The organism is Streptomyces sp. x-19, assembly GCF_046549115.1.
Lineage (GTDB): Bacteria > Actinomycetota > Actinomycetes > Streptomycetales > Streptomycetaceae > Streptomyces > Streptomyces albulus_C.
In genome coordinates this window covers 50,179-67,813 of record NZ_JAJPWK010000001.1, presented here as the reverse complement: position 1 = coordinate 67,813, position 17,635 = coordinate 50,179, and the positions used below count along the sequence as shown (strand labels likewise).

At 73.9% G+C, this 17,635-nt stretch carries 16 protein-coding genes; 9 read left to right on the top strand and 7 right to left on the bottom strand.

Annotation, left to right across the window (positions count from 1 at the left end; translation table 11 throughout):
• Positions 1-154: 154 nt before the first annotated feature.
• The 3 genes from ACLJT4_RS00295 to ACLJT4_RS00285 form a co-directional block, all read right to left on the bottom strand.
• The gene (locus ACLJT4_RS00295) at positions 155-1,288 is read right to left on the bottom strand and encodes a sensor histidine kinase (protein WP_016570287.1); all 1,134 of its coding nucleotides are present in this window, start codon (positions 1,286-1,288) and stop codon (positions 155-157) included.
• Entirely contained in the window at positions 1,285-2,025 is a 741-nt protein-coding gene (locus ACLJT4_RS00290) for a response regulator transcription factor (RefSeq protein WP_016570288.1), read from the bottom strand. The genes ACLJT4_RS00295 and ACLJT4_RS00290 overlap by 4 nt, the downstream gene beginning before the upstream one ends.
• Positions 2,026-2,108: 83 nt before the next feature.
• Positions 2,109-2,861 carry a spermidine synthase gene (locus ACLJT4_RS00285; protein WP_411120448.1) on the bottom strand — a complete coding sequence of 251 codons (753 nt, stop codon included), beginning with the start codon at positions 2,859-2,861 and terminating at the stop codon, positions 2,109-2,111.
• A gap of 215 nt (positions 2,862-3,076) precedes the next feature.
• Here ACLJT4_RS00285 and ACLJT4_RS00280 point away from each other — a divergent pair, with 215 nt between their 5' ends.
• The 3 genes from ACLJT4_RS00280 (at position 3,077) to lon (ending at position 7,585) form a co-directional block, all read left to right on the top strand.
• A complete protein-coding gene (locus ACLJT4_RS00280; RefSeq protein ID WP_411120447.1) occupies positions 3,077-3,943 on the top strand; it encodes a rhomboid-like protein in 867 nt (288 codons plus the stop codon).
• Positions 3,944-4,004: 61 nt separating this feature from the next.
• Positions 4,005-4,982, top strand: coding sequence for a pentapeptide repeat-containing protein (locus ACLJT4_RS00275; protein WP_411120446.1), 978 nt, complete (start codon positions 4,005-4,007; stop codon positions 4,980-4,982).
• Between the two features lie 161 nt (positions 4,983-5,143).
• Positions 5,144-7,585 (top strand): endopeptidase La, encoded by a 2,442-nt coding sequence (lon, locus tag ACLJT4_RS00270; RefSeq protein ID WP_411120445.1) that lies wholly within the window; start codon positions 5,144-5,146, stop codon positions 7,583-7,585.
• Positions 7,586-7,654: 69 nt separating this feature from the next.
• Here lon and ACLJT4_RS00265 read toward each other — a convergent pair whose 3' ends face one another.
• Positions 7,655-8,515: a lysozyme gene (locus ACLJT4_RS00265; RefSeq protein WP_411120444.1), complete on the bottom strand. Its 861-nt coding sequence runs from the start codon at positions 8,513-8,515 to the stop codon at positions 7,655-7,657.
• A 286-nt stretch (positions 8,516-8,801) separates the two neighbouring features.
• Here ACLJT4_RS00265 and ACLJT4_RS00260 point away from each other — a divergent pair, with 286 nt between their 5' ends.
• Positions 8,802-9,296, top strand: coding sequence for a MarR family winged helix-turn-helix transcriptional regulator (locus tag ACLJT4_RS00260; RefSeq protein WP_016574676.1), 495 nt, complete (start codon positions 8,802-8,804; stop codon positions 9,294-9,296).
• A gap of 56 nt (positions 9,297-9,352) precedes the next feature.
• Here the strand turns inward: ACLJT4_RS00260 and ACLJT4_RS00255 are convergent, their stop codons facing one another.
• A complete protein-coding gene (locus tag ACLJT4_RS00255; protein ID WP_411120443.1) occupies positions 9,353-10,198 on the bottom strand; it encodes a hypothetical protein in 846 nt (281 codons plus the stop codon).
• Between the two features lie 624 nt (positions 10,199-10,822).
• Here ACLJT4_RS00255 and ACLJT4_RS00250 point away from each other — a divergent pair.
• The 5 genes from ACLJT4_RS00250 to ACLJT4_RS00230 all read left to right on the top strand — a co-directional run bounded on the left by ACLJT4_RS00250 (position 10,823) and on the right by ACLJT4_RS00230 (position 16,729).
• Positions 10,823-13,879, top strand: a complete 3,057-nt coding sequence (locus ACLJT4_RS00250) for a nitrate- and nitrite sensing domain-containing protein (protein WP_411120442.1) — start codon at positions 10,823-10,825, stop codon at positions 13,877-13,879.
• A complete protein-coding gene (locus tag ACLJT4_RS00245; RefSeq protein WP_016575703.1) occupies positions 13,876-14,370 on the top strand; it encodes a roadblock/LC7 domain-containing protein in 495 nt (164 codons plus the stop codon). Before ACLJT4_RS00250 ends, ACLJT4_RS00245 begins: the two co-directional genes overlap by 4 nt.
• Positions 14,367-14,768, top strand: coding sequence for a DUF742 domain-containing protein (locus tag ACLJT4_RS00240; protein ID WP_016575702.1), 402 nt, complete (start codon positions 14,367-14,369; stop codon positions 14,766-14,768). Before ACLJT4_RS00245 ends, ACLJT4_RS00240 begins: the two co-directional genes overlap by 4 nt.
• 88 nt (positions 14,769-14,856) lie before the next feature.
• The gene (locus ACLJT4_RS00235; RefSeq protein ID WP_411121048.1) at positions 14,857-15,417 is read left to right on the top strand and encodes a GTP-binding protein; all 561 of its coding nucleotides are present in this window, start codon (positions 14,857-14,859) and stop codon (positions 15,415-15,417) included.
• A gap of 55 nt (positions 15,418-15,472) precedes the next feature.
• The gene (locus tag ACLJT4_RS00230) at positions 15,473-16,729 is read left to right on the top strand and encodes a styrene monooxygenase/indole monooxygenase family protein (RefSeq protein ID WP_411120441.1); all 1,257 of its coding nucleotides are present in this window, start codon (positions 15,473-15,475) and stop codon (positions 16,727-16,729) included.
• Positions 16,730-16,781: 52 nt separating this feature from the next.
• On the opposite strand, the gene tpx is transcribed toward ACLJT4_RS00230, so the two are convergent.
• Positions 16,782-17,282 carry a thiol peroxidase gene (gene tpx, locus ACLJT4_RS00225; RefSeq protein ID WP_411120440.1) on the bottom strand — a complete coding sequence of 167 codons (501 nt, stop codon included), beginning with the start codon at positions 17,280-17,282 and terminating at the stop codon, positions 16,782-16,784.
• A gap of 86 nt (positions 17,283-17,368) precedes the next feature.
• The gene (locus ACLJT4_RS00220) at positions 17,369-17,635 is read right to left on the bottom strand and encodes a hypothetical protein (RefSeq protein ID WP_016575698.1); all 267 of its coding nucleotides are present in this window, start codon (positions 17,633-17,635) and stop codon (positions 17,369-17,371) included.

The window sequence follows — 17,635 nt, the reverse complement described above, 5'->3', positions numbered from 1 at the left end:
GGGAGGGCCACTCGTCGCGCACGTCACATTCACCGAAGGGTTTCGGGGCTCGACTTGGCGGGAAACACCCGTGGTTTGGCTGCGTGCGGGTAGCACGGATCGCCGTCGCACCCCGTGATGAGTGCTCCCACCACCGACCCTACGACAGTCGGCGTCAACCTCGGGATGACTCCAGCCCTGGAAGAGTGACCCGGATTCGGCAACCTCGGGGTGATTCGGCCACCCCGATCCGTCCGCCGTGCAGGTCCACCGCCCAGCGCGCGATCGCCAGGCCGAGCCCCGTCCCGCCGTCGGCGCCCGGGCCCGAGGGGGCCGGCCCGCCGCGGTTGAACCGCTCGAAGACCCGGTAGCGCTCCGACTCCGGGATGCCGGGGCCCTCGTCCTGCACCTCCAGCACCAGGCTCTCCGGCCCGTCGCCGCGCCGGGCCCGCACGGTGACCCGTCCGTGCCGGGGGCTGTGCTTGATCGCGTTGTCGATGAGGTTGGCGACGACCTGGTGGAGCCGCTCGGCGTCGGCGTGCGCGGTCAGCTCCGGCGGGGAGACGTCGAGGTGGAGGTGGACGTCCGCACGGGTGTGGGTGCCGGAGCCGGCGAGCCGGGAGAGCCCGGAGAGCGTGGTGGCGCCGCGGCTCATGTTCGCCTCCTTGAGCACCCCGGACAGGTACGGCCAGACCTCGAAGCGCCGGGCGTGCAGCGGCACCACGCCGTTGTCCAACCGGGACAGGTCCAGCAGGTGCTCCACCAGCCGGCCCAGCCGCTCGGTCTGCTTCAGCGCCGTGCGCATGGTGTCCGAGTCGGGCTCGCAGACGCCGTCGACGACGTTCTCCAGCACCGCGCGCAGGGCCGCGATGGGGGTGCGCAGCTCGTGCGAGACGTTGGCGACCAGTTCCTTGCGGTGGGTGTCCACCGCTTCCAGGTCGGCGGCCATGCGGTTGAACGCGTCGGCCAGGTCGCCGAACTCGTCGCGGCGGTCCGCGCGCACCCGGCGGGTGTAGTCGCCGTGCGCCATCGACCGGGTCACCTCGGTCATCTCGCCGAGCGGGGCGGTCAGCCCGGTGGCCACGAACTGGGTGATCAGCAGCGAGGCGATGATCGAGAAGACCGTGATCACCCGCAGCTCGGTCGCCGAGTGCATCGCCACGAACACCAGGAGTGTGGTGATGATCACCGAGACGATGACCAGGGCGCCGAGCGCCGCCTTGACCGAGCGGTACGGGTCCAGCGGCCGCAACGCCTCCCAGAACCGGTCCCACAGGTCCCGCGCCCGCGGCCGCCACCGACGGATCATGCGGGCGGGGTCTCCAGCGCGTACCCGACGCCGTGGACCGTGCGGATGCGCTCGGCACCGATCTTGCGGCGCAGCGCCTTGATGTGGCTGTCGACCGTCCGCGTGCCGGAGGCGTCCGCCCAGTCCCAGACCTCGGCCAGCAGCTGCTCGCGGGAGAGCACCGCACGCGGGGTGTTCGCCAGGCAGACCAGCAGGTCGAACTCGGTGGGGGTGAGGTGGACGTCGCTGCCGCGCACCCGCACCCGGCGCTGGGCGTGGTCGATCTCCAGCTCGCCGAGCCGCAGGATGCCGCTGCGCGGGGTGTGCGCGGCCAGCGCGGCCCGCTCCACCCGACGCAGCAGGACGTGCACCCGGGCGGCCAGCTCCCGCATGGAGAACGGCTTGGTCATGTAGTCGTCGGCGCCGACGCCGAGGCCCACCAGCATGTCGGTCTCGTCGTCGCGGGCGGTGAGCATCATCACCGGCACCGGGCGCTGCGCCTGCACCCGGCGGCACACCTCCAGGCCGTCGAAGCCCGGCAGCATCACGTCGAGGACGAGCAGGTCGGGCTGCCACGCCTCGGCCGTGTCCACGGCGGCCGGGCCGTCGGTGGCCGTCTGCACCTGGAAGCCCTCCGCGCGCAGCCGGGCCGCGATGGCGTCGACGATCGTCGGATCGTCCTCCACGACCAGCACCCGGCGCTGGGCGCCCGGCGTGGCCGCGGTGGTGCCGCCCTGGGTTGTCTGAGTCTGGTCCATCGCCCGCCCCTGCATGTGCCCTGCGTGGTCGCGTCTTGCTGGGCAGCAGCGTAAGGGCATGATGTGACAGTCGGCTACGCGCCCTACGCGGACCGGAGCGCCAGGTGGACCACGTCCGGGACGCCTCGGGCAACCGGGATCTCTTCGGTCCGTACGCCCTCGAATCCGGCATTTCCCAGCGCCCGCTCGAACGCCGACGACGGCTGCGCGGACCACACCGCGAGCACCCCGCCGGGGGTCAGCCGGTCCCGGCAGGCGGCCAGGCCGGCGGGGGAGTAGAGCCCGCCGTTGTCCTCGGTGACGGTCCAGTCGGGGCCGTTGTCGATGTCCAAGCACAGTGCGTCGTAGACGAGTTGGCCGGTCTCTTCGCGCAGGTGGGCCACCAGGTCGGTGTGCAGGACCTCGGTACGCGGATCGGCCAGCGCCGGGCCGGAGATCGCCGACAGCGGACCCGTGCGGTGCCAGTCGATCACCGCCGCCTCCCGTTCGACGACCGCGATCCGGCCCCAGCGCGGCTGGCCGGCCGCCCGGACCAGCGAGAAGCCCACGCCCAGCCCGCCGATCAGCACCGCGGGGCGGGCGCGGTCGGGCGGCAGGGCGGCCAGCGCGGCGTCCACCAACCGCCGTTCGGAACGCCCGTCGGAGGTGTCCATCAGGAAGCAGCCGTTGGCGATGATCTCGTAGACCGGGCCGGCCGGTTCGGGGGCGTGGGGGCCCGCGGCGCCCGGGTCCCGGCGCCGCAGCACCACCTCTCCGTAGGGGCCCTCGCGTCGGTCGAGGGTGTGCACGGCCGGCTCGGTGCCGGCGGTCGGATGCCAGGGGTGATCGGGAGCCATGCGGTCATCTTGGCCAACGCCCGGGGGCGCGGTCCACCGGCGGCGGACGGCCTCCGGGCCTGTCTCCAGGGCGGCTCCGGAGGCGGGCCGAAAGAGACGCGGTGCACCGCACGGGGGTTGCGGGCTGTGAGGGATATCACTCGCACAGCTGACTCATGGCTTGGCCGTGCACAGTGGACCGCGGACGGTGCGCGGGGTGGCGGAAGGGACGTGCGATGGCGAGTGCGGTGGAGACGGCCGGTGGTCCGCCGGTCGGGGACGCGGCGGCTGAGGGCGCCCCGGTGCTCCTGACCGGGCTGCCCCGGCAGCGCGGCGACGCGGCCACACCGGTCGCCGACGCCCCGCCGGATGCGCCGGTCGCGCCGGCGGCGGTGGCGGTGGCCCCCACCCCGGCCCGCTGGAGCCGGCCGCGCCCCTGGCGGCTGCTGCCCACTCCGACCGGCACCCCCTTCACGTTCTGCTACGCGGTCCTGCTCGTGGGCACCTCGCTCTACGCCGACCACGGTGACCCGTCCGTGGTCTCCGCCCTGCTCCAGGGCTCCAGCACGGACGTGGTCCATCTCGCGCAGGCGCCGCTGCTGGTGCTGGTCGCCAGCGCCCTGTGGAGCGCCGGCGGACTGCTCTCGGGGTACGCCCTGGCGTTCCTCGTCGTGCTGACCGCGCTGGAGCGGCGGATCGGCGGGGTGCGCAGCGCGGCGGTGTTCTTCGGCGGACACGCGCTGGCCACGCTCGCCACCGAGCTGCCGGTCGGCTTCTCGGTCGCCGCCGGCGGGCTGCCGGACAGCTCGCTGCACCGCCTCGACTACGGCATCAGCTTCGGGGTGATGACCTGCGTCGGGGCGCTCGCCGGACTGCTGCCCGCCTGGCTGCGCTGGCCGCTGCTGGTCGCCGGCGGCTACCCGGTGCTGTCCGGGCTGCTGGCCTACGCCGATCCGATGACCGACTGGGGCCACGCGATCTCGCTCGCCCTGGGGGTCGCCGCCTGGCCGCTGCTCCGGTACTGGCGGGCGCAGCGCTCCGGCCCGGCCCCGCTGCTCGGCGACCTCGGCCACCCGGCGCTGCGGCCCGGCCGGGCGATCTGAGGCCGGCACCGCCCGCCGCCCGACCGGGCCGCGCCGTGGCGCACCCCGTCGATCGCGGAGAATGGGGCCCTTCGCGGGCGCCGTGCCGAAGGGCGACCGCCGGCCGCAGGAGCAGAGAAGAACCGTGTCGCACGAGCGCCGCCACCCCGCCCAGGACCGCCCGTCCACCCCGCCGCCGGCACCGGACGCCGCCCGGCTCCCGCTGCTCTCCGACTGCGGCGACTGCTTCGGCCTGTGCTGCGTGGCGCTGCCGTTCGCGCGGTCGGCGGACTTCGCCCTGGACAAGGAGGCCGGCCGGCCCTGTCCGAACCTGCGGACCGACTTCGCCTGCGGCGTCCACCGCGACCTGCGGCAGCGCGGCTTCGCCGGTTGCACGGTCTTCGAGTGCTTCGGCGCCGGCCAGAAGGTCTCCCAGGTCACCTTCGGCGGGACGGACTGGCGGACCGCGCCGGAGACCGCCCGGCCGATGTTCGACGCGTTCGCCGTGATGCGCCAGCTGCACGAGCTGCTCTGGTACCTCACGGAGGCGGTGGCCCTGCCGTCCGCCGCCGACCCTGGTTCCGCCGGCCGCGCGGGAGCGAGCGGCGCCGTGTTGCCCGCCGGCGTGCACGAGGAGCTGCGGGCCGCCCTGGAGCGGACCGAGGAGCTGACGCGGGGCACCGCCGAGGAACTGGCCGGACTGGACGTGGCCGCCCACCGCGGTGCGGTCAACGTCCTGCTGCTGAAGGTCAGCGAGTCGGTCCGGGCCGGGGTGCCCGGCCGGAAGAAGGAACGGCGCGGCGCGGACCTGATGGGGGCGCGGCTCAAGGGCGCCGACCTGCGGGGCGCCAACCTGCGCGGGGCGTACCTCATCGCGGCCGACCTGCGGGGCGCCGACCTGCGCTCCGCGGACATGATCGGTGCCGACCTCCGGGACGCCGACCTGCGCGGCGCCGACCTCACCGGCAGCATCTTCCTGACCCAGGCCCAGGTGAACGCGGCCCGGGGCGACGCGGCCACCCGGCTGCCGCAGGGGCTGCGCCGCCCCGCCCACTGGTAGCGCAGCCCGCCGCCGGCGCTGGTCCCGTCCGCCCCAGGCGCCGCGCCCCGCAACCGAGTTGCCCCCACGTGATCGCTCACAGCGAACACGTCCGGGGGAACAACGCCGCGGCCATCGGCATTGAGTGAGTAAAGCTCAACTTGCTTGCCGAAGGGGAGATCATGACTGCTGAGTCCACGGCGTCCACCACGCTGACCCTGCCCGTGCTGCCCCTCGACGACGAGGTCGTCCTGCCCGGCATGGTGGTGCCCCTGGACCTGTCCGACGCCGAGGTGCGGGCCGCGGTGGAGGCGGCCCAGTCCGCCGCCACGTCCGGGGCGTCGGGCGGTAAGCCCAGGGTCCTGCTGGTGCCGCGGATCGACGGGGCGTACGCGGCGATCGGCACGCTCGGGCGGATCGAGCAGGTCGGGCGACTGTCCGACGGCGACCCCGGAGCGCTGATCCGCGGGCTGGGGCGGGTGCGGATCGGGTCCGGCACCACCGGCCCGGGCGCCGCGCTCTGGGTGGAGGGCACCCCCGTCGAGGAGACGGTCCCCGACCCCCTGCCCGGCGCCGTCGGCGAACTCGTCACCGCGTACAAGGCGCTGGCCACCAGCTGGCTGCGCAAGCGCGGCGCCTGGCAGGTCGTCGACCGGGTCACCGGCATCGACGACGTCCCCACGCTCGCCGACAACGCCGGGTACCTGCCGTTCCTGACGAGCGAGCAGAAGCTCCACCTGCTGGAGACCACCGACCCGGTGGCCCGGCTGAAGTACGCCGCCGACGTGCTCCGTTCCCACCTCGCCGAGCAGGACGTCGCCGAGTCCATCGCCAAGGACGTCCAGGAGGGCGTCGACAAGCAGCAGCGGGAGTTCCTGCTCCGTCGCCAACTGGAGGCGGTCCGCAAGGAGCTGGCCCAGCTCAACGGCGACCCGGAGGACGAGGGCGACGACTACCGCGCCCGCGTCGAGGCCGCCGACCTGCCCGCGGAGGTCCGCAAGGCCGCCCTGAAGGAGGTCGAGAAGCTGGAGCGGGCCAGCGACCAGAGCCCCGAGGGCTCCTGGATCCGGACCTGGCTGGACACCGTCCTGGAACTGCCGTGGAACGAACGGACCGAGGACGCCTACGACATCGCCGGCGCCAAGCGGGTGCTGGACGCCGACCACGCCGGGCTGGAGGACGTCAAGGAGCGGATCACCGAGTACCTGGCGGTGCGCAAGCGGCGGGCGGAGCGCGGGCCGGGCCCGGAGTCCGCGGGTGCCTCCGGGCGGCGGGCGGGCGGCGCCGTGCTGGCCCTCGTCGGGCCGCCGGGCGTCGGCAAGACCTCGCTCGGGGAGTCCGTGGCCCGGGCGATGGGGCGGACGTTCGTCCGGGTCGCCCTCGGCGGCATCCGGGACGAGGCGGAGATCCGCGGCCACCGGCGGACGTACGTGGGCGCGCTGCCCGGGCGGATCGTGCGGGCCATCAAGGAGGCCGGCTCGATGAACCCGGTCGTCCTCCTCGACGAGATCGACAAGGTGGGCTCCGACTACCGGGGCGACCCCTCCGCCGCCCTCCTGGAGGTGCTGGACCCGGCGCAGAACCACACCTTCCGGGACCACTACCTGGAGGTCGAACTGGACCTGTCCGACGTGGTGTTCCTGGCCACCGCCAACGTCCTGGAGGCGATCCCCGCACCGCTGCTGGACCGGATGGAACTGGTCCGGCTGGACGGCTACACCGAGGACGAGAAGGTCGTCATCGCCCGCGACCACCTGGTGCCGCGCCAACTGGAACGGGCCGGACTGGCCCCCGGCGAGGTGGCCGTGACCGACGACGCGCTGCGCAAGCTGGCCGGCGAGTACACCCGCGAGGCCGGCGTGCGGGACCTGGAGCGGTCGGTCGCCCGCCTGTTGCGCAAGGTGGCCGCCCAGCACGAACTGGGCGAGCGGGAACTGCCGTTCACCGTCGTGCCGGACGCGCTGCGCCCGCTGATCGGGCGCCCGCACCACATCCCGGAGTCGGCCCAGGACCCGGCCGAGCGGCGGACCGCGGTGCCCGGTGTGGTCACCGGACTCGCCGTCACCGGTGCCGGCGGCGACGTGCTGTACGTCGAGGCGTCGCTGGCCGATCCGGAGACCGGAGCCTCCGGCCTGACGCTCACCGGCCAGCTGGGCGACGTGATGAAGGAGTCGGCGCACATCGCGCTGTCCTTCCTGCGCTCGCACGGCGCCGAACTGGAGCTCCCGGTGGGCGACCTGAAGGAGCGCGGGGTCCACCTGCACGTGCCGGCCGGCGCCGTCCCCAAGGACGGTCCCAGCGCGGGCATCACGATGACCACCGCACTGGCCTCGCTGCTCTCCGGCCGTCCGGTCCGGCCGGACGTCGCGATGACCGGTGAGGTCTCGCTCACCGGGCGGGTGCTGCCGATCGGCGGCGTCAAGCAGAAGCTGCTGGCGGCGCACCGGGCCGGCCTCACCACGGTGATCCTCCCCAAGCGCAACGAACCGGACCTGGACGACGTCCCGGCCGAGGTCCTCGAAGCGCTCGACGTCCACCCGGTGGCGGACGTCCGGCAGGTGCTGGAGCTGGCCCTGACGCCGGCCGCGAACGGTGAGCGGCCGGTGGTCCCGGTCGCCGCGTAGCCCCGTCCTGACACCGGTGGTGCGCACGGCCGTCCCGCCCCTCGGGGACGGGCCGGCCGCGCCGCGGCGTCAGCCGTTGGCCAGCGCCTGGAGCCGGTCGTAGGCCCCGTTGAAGCGGTTGTGGTCACCGACCGTCGGGCCGGTCGAGGTGTACTGCCAGATGGTGTGGAAGCCCCAGCCGGCCGGGAGTTCGCCGACCGACGAGCCGTAGCGCGGGACCCACAGCGGGTTGGTGGCGCCGAACGCCCCGGAGTTGCCGGTGCACTGCTGCCACCAGCTGGTGGAGGTGTAGATGACGGCGTCCCGCCCGGTGCGCGCCTTGTAGGTGGCGAACCAGTCCTTCATCCAGTTCACCAGCCCGGTCGCGCTCAGCCCGTAGCAGGTCGCGCCGTAGGGGTTGTACTCCATGTCCAGTGCGCCGGGCAGCGTCTTGCCGTCCTTGGACCAACCGCCGCCGTGGTCGACGAAGTAGTTGGCCTGGGCGGCGCCGCTGGAGGTGTCCGGCGTGGCGAAGTGGTAGGAGCCGCGGATCATGCCGGAGCTGTAGGAGCCGTTGTACTGCTGCGCGAAGTACGGGTTGGTGTAGCTGGTGGACTCCGTGGCCTTGACGTAGGCGAACTTCACGCCGGCGCCCCACAGCGTCGACCAGGCGACGTTGCCGTTGTGGCTGCTGACGTCCACGCCCTCGACGGACGCGGTCAGGGAGGGCAGCGGCGGCAGCACGCCGCCCTTGGTGCCCTCGTGCTTGGCGATCTGGGAGCCCGCCCAGTCCTGTTCCGGGTGGCGGGGCTCGGGCGCGCGCGTGCCGGCCGCGGCACCGGCGGTACCGGGCAGGCCGACGAGGAGGGAGACGGTCGCGAGGAGGATCCCGGCCACGCTTGCGCGCGAGCGCACGGAACGGTGGGGGGAGCCGGATCTGAGCACGGGCATTGCGTGCCTCCGTAGATCTCGGTGGATCTCGGTCGGTGACTTTGCGGAGAAGTGACCTTGAGGGGGGAAACCAGGACCACACTTGGTGTGGCCATGCCACAAATGACGATACGCGCGTAGACCCCCGTGACAAAAGGGGGTCGGGAGCTGCCGTTGGTCTAATCCTGCGAAATACTGTCCCAACTGCGGGTCCGTCCGGCCGGGAAGGAAATTTTCAGGCGACGGAAACGCACGGGGGCACAGCGGGGGAATTCCTGGATGTGACGACGCGGGAAAGGGCGCTGACGTGCACGACACCGGAGCCGGCGGAACCACGGCGGACGGCGAGCCGATGGGAGTGGACCCCGCCTTCCTGTCCCTGGAGCGGGAATTGGCGGTGTTCCTGCGCCGCGCCCGGGCCTCCTCCGGCGAACTCGCCCGCGAGGTCCACCCCGACCTCGAACCGGCCGCCTACGGGCTGCTGGTGCGGCTCGCCGACGCCGGCGCCCAGCGCGCCACCGACCTCGCCGCCTTCTTCGGCGTCGGCAAGGCGACCATAAGCCGCCAGTTGAACGCCCTGGAGAAGCTCGGCCTGGTGGCCCGCGCCCCCGACCCGCACGACGGGCGCGCGGTCCTGGTGCGGATCACCGACGAGGGCCGGGACCGCTTCAACCGCGTCCGCACCGCCCGCCGCGCCCGCTACGCCCGCAACCTCGTCTCCTGGGACCGCGCCGAGGTCGCCGAACTCGCCCGCCTGCTGCACCGGCTGAACGCGGAGCAGGAGGCGGGCGAGGAGGGGTAGGCCCCCCCGGGGCGGAGGGGGCGACCGCCGCCCCGGGCCCGGCCGCCGGTTCCGCGTCAGGGGGCGACGCGGATCACCGCCGCGTCGTCCCGGACCTTGCCCCGCGGATGCGCGGTGCACTCCGGGTCCGCCGCCTCCAGGGCCCGCACCCGGTCGATCAGTGCCTGCGGCCCGGCCCCGGCGACCAGCGCCGCGCACGCGGCCCAGGAGCCCGCGCGGAAGACCTCCACCCAGCGGCCCGCGCCGTCGCTCAGCGCGGTCAGTCCGCGGACCTCGGCGCGCGGGGTGGTGCCGGTGACCGCGCGGACGGCCACCGACGGATCGGCCGCCGCGGTGAAGAAGCCGCCCTCGGCGTTCCGCCGCGCCTCCACCGCACGGACGTACTCCCGGGCCGCGGCCGCGCGTTCGGCCGACCCGGGGGGCAGCGCCCGGACCGCCGCGCGCCGGGCGCGGACCGCGGGCGGCTGCGCGTCCAGCCGGGTGTCGCGCACCGGATGCACCGAGCCGTCCGCCTTCTCCAGGAGCAGTACGGAATCGGACAGCACCAGGTGTTCCACGGCCTCGTGGGACCAACGGGCGGCGACCACCGTCGCCTGCGGCGTACGGGGGTGAGAAAGGTCACAGGTGGCGCGGTGCGTGTCGGCCGTTCTGGCGAGGGCCGCGGCGAGGACCTCAGTCAGCGTCATGTCGCGGCGTGAAACCGACAGTTCGAGCATTGCGCCCCCGAGCCGTGCGGTGAACCACGGCACGGAATGGACGCAGCCGTCGTCCCCCTCCGGCGGGGTCACCCCGTCCAGCAGCACCAGGGCGCCGCCTTCCCCGGAGGCAGGTAGGGCGACCGACGCGTAGTCCTCGTTGGGGCGTTGGGGGTCACCCGGCTCGGTGGCGAGTTCGATGCGCATGTCGGAAAGTCTGCCGGAGGTGGCTGGAACCAAGCGGTGGCCGACGGCCAGGACGGGCGGTGGGGTGCCGATGGCCCGGACGACCGCGGCGGGCCCGGGCGCCGGCTGCGGGCGGGCATCCTTCCAGGACCGGCACGCATCTCCAAACCCGCCCGGGGGTTGCGCGAGGTTGCGGCCGGAGCGGGCGGCGCACGGAAGTTGATGGTCAAACTCCGATTGTTGTTCACTCGTTCAGGTGGCCGGACATGTGTTGCCGAGCCACTGCGCGGCGCCGGTGGAATGGTCGTTTCCCGGATCAACCGGGGTGGTCAGGACGTTCGTCGCGACGTGCAGAGCCGGGCTGTTCCCCTTCGCGGAATTGTGCGCTGCCGCGGTCTTCGCGCAGATCCGCCCCGCGAGCGGTGAGCGAACCGGGTCCGCGACGCCAACACGGCGTGGGCAGGCGAGACAGGAATGCGAGCAGCGGTGCGGAAGAAGCGGCTTCGGGGCGGCGCAGGCAAGCCGGGCTCACCGGCCGGATCGGTCTCGGTACCGGGCACGGGCCCCGGTGCGGGACCGGGGACGGCGGGCGGAGCCGGGGACGGCACGGGGCGACGGCGTCCCGCGCGGGTCCGCAACCGGCTCATGGGAGCCGTCGCGGTGGTCGCGGTGGCGGTGCTGGGGGCCGGCGCCCCCGCCCTGATGACGGCCGTCCACGACGCGGGCGACAGCCAGCACCTGGTCGACCTGGCAGGGGTGAACGCCCAGGCGGTCACCCTCGCGCACACCCTCGCCGACGAGCGCGACGCGATGACCGCGTACGTCGCCGCCGGCCGCACCGGCCGCAACGTCTCCCCGGCCCCCACCGAGGACCAGCGCGCCCAGGTGGACCGGCAGATCGACGAACTGCGCAGCCAGGCCCAGGGCGTGGCCGGCGACACCGTCGCGTTCGCCGCCGCCGACAAGCTCCTCAAGCAGCTGCCGGAGACCCGCCAGAAGGCGCTCGCCGGACCGTCCACGGCCGAGCAGGTCTACGACGCCTACAGCGAGGCCGTCCAGGCGCTCGGCACGATCAGCGACGACATCGCCCGCGGCCTGCCCGCCCGGGCCGACGCCGGCGCCGCCGACACCCGCGCCCTGCCGGCCCTCGGCCGGGCCGTCGACCAGGCCGCCGCCTCCCGGGCGCTGCTGCTCGCCGGCCTCAAGGCGGGCGGCACCCAGCCCCGGCTGACCGCCGCCGCACAGGTCGCGCACGTCCGCGAGCAGGGCGCCCTCGGCGACTTCAACCAGGCCGCCAGCCCGGACGCCCGGGACCGCTACCAGCGGACCGTCAACGGCACCGACGTCGACACCGCCGAGCGCTACCTCACCAAGCTGACGGACCAGCCCTACCTCGACGCCGGGGACATCGCCCTGAGCCGGCGCCGGGTGGAGGCGGCGCTCACGTCCCGCATCGGCCTCATGCGCGGCGTCGAATCGGCCCTCGCCACCGCCGAGATCCAGCGCCTGGGCCAGCTGCGCGACGACGACGTGACGGACATGGAGATCGTCATCGCCCTGGAGGGACTGTGCCTCCTGGTCGCCGTCGGCACCGGCATCTGGGCCGCCCGCACCCTCACCCAGCCGCTGGCCGCGCTGCGGATCGGCGCCAAGCGACTGGCGGCCGACCCCGGCCACGAGGACCCGATCAGCTACAAGGGCCGCAACGACGAGTTCGCCGCCACCGTCCGGTCGGTCAACGCGCTGCACGCCCAGATCGCCGACACCGCCCGGCGCACCGCCGAGATGGAGGGCGAGCGCAAGCGGCTGGTCGGTGGACGGCAGCGGCTGGTCGCCGAGCGGGAGGTCCTCCAGGAGCAGGCCGAAGCGCTCAAGGACGAGGTCGCCGCGCTCAACGAGCGGCTGGCGGTGCTGCGCACCGGCGTGCACGGCCGGTTCGTCAACCTCTCGCTGCGCACCCTGGGCCTGGTGGAGCGTCAGCTGGCGGTCATCGAGTCGCTGGAGGAGTCCGAGCAGGACCCGGAGCGGCTGGACACCCTCTTCAAGCTGGACCACTTCGGTGCGCGGATGCGCCGCAACAGCGAGAACCTCCTGGTGCTGGCCGGCGCCGAACAGCACGGCAGCAGCCACTCCGGGCCGGTGCCGCTGCTGGACATGCTGCGCGCCGCGGTCAGCGAGATCGAGCGGTACGAGCGGGTCCGCATCACCTCGCTGCCGCCGCACGCCCAGGTCGCCGGGTTCGCCGCCGACGACATCAGCCACCTGGTGGCCGAACTCCTGGAGAACGCCACCGCGTTCTCCCCGCCCGACGCCCACGTCGAGCTCTCCGGCTGGTTGCTGGAGAGCGGCGAGCTGATGCTCTCGGTCGAGGACGAGGGCATCGGCATGACCGCGGACCGGCTGGCGGAGGTCAACGAGCGGCTCGCGGACGCCGAGGCCGCCTCGACCTCCGAGACCGTGGACGAGGCGCTGGGCCTGGGCCTGTACGTGGTGGTGCGGCTGGCCGCCCGGCACGGCGCGCGGGTCCAGCTGCGGGACCGCGCGCAGGGCGGCGTCACCGCCGTCGTCGTGCTGCCCGGCTCGATCCTGCCGAACCGCCCGGGACCGGCGCCCGCCGCCCCGGCGGCGAACCGGCCCGGGGCGGCCGCGCCGACCCTCCCGGGCTCGATCGCGGAGGCCAACTCCAACACCCTGCAGACCCGCACGCACCGGCTCGACCCGGCGGCGCAGCCGGCCGTCGAGACGCCCGCGGCGCCCGCCCCCGCCCCGGTGGCGGACGCCCCGCAGGCCCCGCCCGGCGAGGCCGCGCCGGAACCGGAGCCCGCCGACCGGGCACCGGCCGGCGGACGCGGCCTCGCCGGCGACCCGTTCGTCGCGGCGGCCGAGCGGGCCATCGACGCGGCGGGACTCGGCGCCCAGGCCGCGGCCGAAGCCACGCCGTCCACCCCGGCAGCACTGTCAGCACCGTCAGCACCAGCAGCACCGTCAGCACCAGCCGTACCGGCCCAGTCGCAGGGCCCGGCCGCACCGCCCGCCGCCCACGACGCCACCGCCACCGCCGACGCCGACGCCGAACCGAGCCCGTACGGGCCCCAGTCACCCGGTCCGTACGCGGCCGGGCCCGCCGCCGGCACCACCGGCGAGCACAGCCGCCCCGGGGAGACCACGCCGCAGGCCGAGGGCTCCCCGGCCGAGGGTGCCCCGGCCGTCCCGGCACCCGGCAAGCGGCGGCACGCCGCCCCGGCACCCGCCGACGCCGATCCCTACGCGATAGGCCCCGACCAGCACACCCGCCCGGCACCGGAGGGGACCCCCGACCGGGCCCCGGAGCCGGTCGCCGCCCCGGACCCCACGCTCCCTGACCCGGAGCCCGCCGACCCGGAGCTGCCGGGCCAGGCATCCCCGGCGCAGGCACCCGGTGCGCCCCGGCCCCAGCGCCGGACCACCACCGGGCTGCCCAAGCGCACCCCGAAGAACGTGGCGCAGAAGAAGGCGCCCGCCGCGCCCCGCAAGATGGGTTCCGCCAACGCCGAGGCACTGCGCCGCCGGCTCGGCGGCTTCCAGCAGGGGGCGCGGGACGGCCGCCGCGACGTGGCGGCCGAGATCGCGGAAAGCACCGCGGAGCAGACCATCCCACAGACGGACACCGACGGAGCGGGGGCCCCGGGAGAAAGCCATATCGGCGAGGAGGCACGCGATTGAAGGCGCAAGCGCCCACTGCGTATGGACACGGGCTGAGCACCCAGGCACGTAACCTGCACTGGCTGTTGGGGAATCTGGTCGACGAGGTGCCCGGCATCCACTCGGTCGCGGTGGTCTCCTCCGACGGTCTGATGCTGCTGTCGTCCGACCCCGAGCGGGCGGAGGGCCCCGCGCCGGACGCCGGCACCGACGGCCCCCTGGGTTCCAGTGCCGACCTCGCGACCATCGTGTCCGGGCTCGGCAGCCTGACCAACGGCGCGGCGAAGCTGATGGACGGCGGAGCCGTCAAGCAGACGATGGTCGCGATGGACGAGGGCAGCCTGTTCGTCATGGCGATCAGCGACGGCTCGCTGCTCGGCGTGCACGCCACCCCCGACTGCGACATGAGCGTCATCGCCTACCACATGGCGCTCTTCGTCGGCCGGGCCGGTCACGTCCTCACCCCCGAACTCCGCACCGAACTGCGCAAGTCGATGGAGAACGTCCAGTGAGTAGTACCTCCAAACTCCCCGTGCGCGGCGGGGACCGCAAACCCGCGCGGGTCCGGCCGTATTCGCTGACCGGCGGCCGGACCCGGTTCGGCCACGTGCTCCTCGTCGAGACCTTCGTGGCCGCGCTGGAGGCCCCCGAGGAGCGGCCCGAACTCACCTCGGGCGGTTGGGGGGACCGCGTGATGCCGGAGATGCGCGCGATCGTCGAGCTGTGTCGCCGGATGCGCTCGGTCGCGGAGATCTCCGCGCTGCTCAAGATGCCGCTGGGCGTGGTCCGCGTCCTGCTCAGCGATCTCGCCGACCAGGGAAAGATTCGCGTCTACGGCACCGGGCACGGCACCGGCCGGCCCGACCGCGCGCTGCTCGAAAGGGTGCTGAGTGGACTTCACAGGCTCTGACACGATAGCGACCGGGACGGGGCCGGTCGCCGGCCCCGCGGCACCGGCCGGCCCGGACACCGCCGACGCGGGGTTGCAGAGCTGGCAGATGGACCGGGCGCAGGCGCCGGTCGCCACGAAGATCGTGGTGGCCGGTGGCTTCGGCGTCGGCAAGACCACCTTCGTCGGATCGGTCTCGGAGATCACCCCGCTCCAGACCGAGGCGGTGATGACCGAGGCCAGCGAGGCGACCGACGACCTGACGGCGACGCCGGAGAAGACCACGACCACGGTCGCCATGGACTTCGGCCGGATCACCCTCGACCAGGAACTGGTGCTGTACCTGTTCGGCACGCCCGGTCAGCAGCGCTTCTGGTTCATGTGGGACGACCTGGTGCGCGGCGCGATCGGTGCGATCGTGATGGCCGACACCCGCCGGCTGGAGGACTGCTTCCCGGCGCTGGACTACTTCGAGAGCTGCGGCCTGCCCTACGTCGTCGCGGTCAACCACTTCGAGGGCACCGAGCGGTACGACGTGGAGGACGTCCGGGACGCGCTGACCGTGCCGGAGCAGGTGCCGGTCGTGGTGATGGACGCACGGCGCCGGCCCACGGTCATCCAGGCGCTGCTCGCGCTGGTCGGACACGCACTGGACGTCACGCCCGAATAGCCTCCTGACGCCACCCCTCAGCACCCCGAACAGCAGGAACAGAGAAGAGCCCGCCATGCGGAAGATACTCATCGTCGGAGCCGGCCAGTCCGGTCTCCAACTCGCCCTCGGCCTCCAGTCCCAGGGTTACGAGGTCACCTTGATGTCCAACCGCACCGCCGACGAGATCCGCTCCGGCCGGGTCATGTCGACGCAGTGCATGTTCCACACCGCCCTCCAGCATGAGCGCGACCTGGCGCTGAACTTCTGGGAGAGCCAGGCGCCGCGCATCGAGGGCCTGGGCGTCTCGGTCGCCGCCCCCGGCAGCCACGCCGAGCCCGGCGGCACCCAGCGGGCCATCGACTGGGTGGGCAAGCTCGACGGCTACGCCCAGTCCGTCGACCAGCGCGTGAAGATGGCCGGCTGGATGGAGACCTTCGCCCAGCGCGGCGGGCAGCTCGTCATCCACGGTGCGGCAGTCTCCGACCTGGACTTCTTCGCGCAGCGCTACGACCTGACGCTGGTCTCGGCCGGCAAGGGCGAGTTGGTGTCGATGTTCGGCCGGGACGCCGCGCGCTCGCCGTACGACGCCCCGCAGCGCGCGCTGGCCGTCGCCTACGTGCACGGCATGGGCCCACGCCCGGAGCACCCGGAGTTCGAGGCGGTGCGCTGCAACATCGTCCCCGGCGTCGGCGAACTGTTCGTGATGCCGACCCTGACCGTCTCCGGCCGCGCCGACATCCTCTTCTGGGAGGGCATCCCCGGCGGCCCGGTGGACGCCTTCCAGGGCGTGCGGGACCCCCGCGAGCACCTGGCGCTCACGCTGGACCTGATGAAGACGTTCCTGCCGTGGGAGTACGAGCGCAGCGCGGGCGTCGAACTCACCGACGCCAACGGCACGCTGGCCGGCCGCTACGCCCCCACCGTCCGCAACCCGATCGGCACGCTGCCCTCCGGCGGCCTGGTCCTGGGCGTCGCGGACGTGGTGGTCGCCAACGACCCGATCACCGGCCAGGGCTCCAACTCGGCGTCCAAGTGCGCCGCGGCCTACCTCTCGGCCATCGTCGAGCACGGCGACCGGCCGTTCGACGCGGACTGGATGCGGGCCGCCTTCGACCGCTACTGGGACACCGCCCGGCACGTCACCAAGTGGACCAACGCGATGCTGGCGCCGCCGCCGGAGCACGTGCTGAACCTGCTCGGCGCCGCCGGCCAGCTCCAGCCGGCCGCCGACCGGTTCGCCAACGGCTTCAACGACCCGTCCGACTTCGAGAACTTCTTCTTCGAGCCGGAGAAGACGGGCGCCTACCTGGCGTCGTTGACCGGGGCCTGACCGACCGGGACCGGGCGCCCGCCCCGCCGGGCGGGGCGGGCGCCACCGGGAACTACTTCAGGACGGCGAGGGCCGCGTCGTAGTCGGGCTCCTCGCTGATCTCCGGCACGAGCTGCGCGTGCAGGACCGTGTCGTTCTCGTCCAGCACGACGACCGCACGGGCGGCGAGCCCGGCGAGCGGCCCGTCCGCGATCGCCACGCCGTAGTCGGCGCGGAACTCCGGGCTGCGGAAGAGGGAGAGGCTCTTCACGTTCTCCAGCCCCTCGGCGCCGCAGAACCGGGCCTGGGCGAAGGGGAGGTCGGCGGAGATGCACAGCACCACGGTGTTGGCGAGGTCGCCGGCCTTCTCGTTGAACGTGCGCACGGAGGACGCGCAGGTCGGGGTGTCGACGCTGGGGAAGATGTTGAGGACCTTGCGCTTGCCGGCGAAGTCCTTCAGCGACGCGTCCGCCAGCCCGTCGGCGACGAGGCTGAAAGCCGGCGCCTGGCTGCCGGTGCCGGGCAGCTCGCCGTTGACCTGAACCGGGTTGCCCTTCAGCGTGACCTGAGCCATGGGGCTCCTCCTTCGGTAGACATGTGGAAACCCCGTTGATCGTACTGTGGGCGGGGGTGCGGCGACGGAGAGCGGGGCCCCGCCCGTCAACGCCGCTTTCGCCAGGGCCACTTGGGCCCCGCGCTGCCGGACCGGCCCGCCGGGTCGTACGCGTAGCGCCAGCCGCGGGGCAGCCCCAGGCGCCCGGCGGGGCCGGGGACCCGGCGGTAGACGTGCAGCTCGGGCGGCCGGCCGTCGTCGCGGGGCACCGGGATCTCGTAGGTCTTCGGGGGCAGGCCGGTGGGGCCGACCAGGACGGGGAGGACCCGGCCGTCCAGGGGACCGCCGACGAAGGGGGTGTTCTCGCTGCGCAC

Bases quoted from the DNA above. Each gene is read 5' to 3' on its own strand.
- ACLJT4_RS00295 (WP_016570287.1), bottom strand. From the start codon at position 1,288: ATGATCCGTCGGTGGCGGCCGCGGGCGCGGGACCTGTGGGACCGGTTC.
- ACLJT4_RS00290 (WP_016570288.1), bottom strand. From the start codon at position 2,025: ATGGACCAGACTCAGACAACCCAGGGCGGCACCACCGCGGCCACGCCG.
- ACLJT4_RS00285 (WP_411120448.1), bottom strand. From the start codon at position 2,861: ATGGCTCCCGATCACCCCTGGCATCCGACCGCCGGCACCGAGCCGGCC.
- ACLJT4_RS00280 (WP_411120447.1), top strand. From the start codon at position 3,077: ATGGCGAGTGCGGTGGAGACGGCCGGTGGTCCGCCGGTCGGGGACGCG.
- ACLJT4_RS00275 (WP_411120446.1), top strand. From the start codon at position 4,005: ATGGGGCCCTTCGCGGGCGCCGTGCCGAAGGGCGACCGCCGGCCGCAG.
- lon (WP_411120445.1), top strand. From the start codon at position 5,144: ATGACTGCTGAGTCCACGGCGTCCACCACGCTGACCCTGCCCGTGCTG.
- ACLJT4_RS00265 (WP_411120444.1), bottom strand. From the start codon at position 8,515: ATGCCCGTGCTCAGATCCGGCTCCCCCCACCGTTCCGTGCGCTCGCGC.
- ACLJT4_RS00255 (WP_411120443.1), bottom strand. From the start codon at position 10,198: ATGCGCATCGAACTCGCCACCGAGCCGGGTGACCCCCAACGCCCCAAC.
- ACLJT4_RS00250 (WP_411120442.1), top strand. From the start codon at position 10,823: ATGGGAGCCGTCGCGGTGGTCGCGGTGGCGGTGCTGGGGGCCGGCGCC.
- ACLJT4_RS00235 (WP_411121048.1), top strand. From the start codon at position 14,857: ATGGACCGGGCGCAGGCGCCGGTCGCCACGAAGATCGTGGTGGCCGGT.
- ACLJT4_RS00230 (WP_411120441.1), top strand. From the start codon at position 15,473: ATGCGGAAGATACTCATCGTCGGAGCCGGCCAGTCCGGTCTCCAACTC.
- tpx (WP_411120440.1), bottom strand. From the start codon at position 17,282: ATGGCTCAGGTCACGCTGAAGGGCAACCCGGTTCAGGTCAACGGCGAG.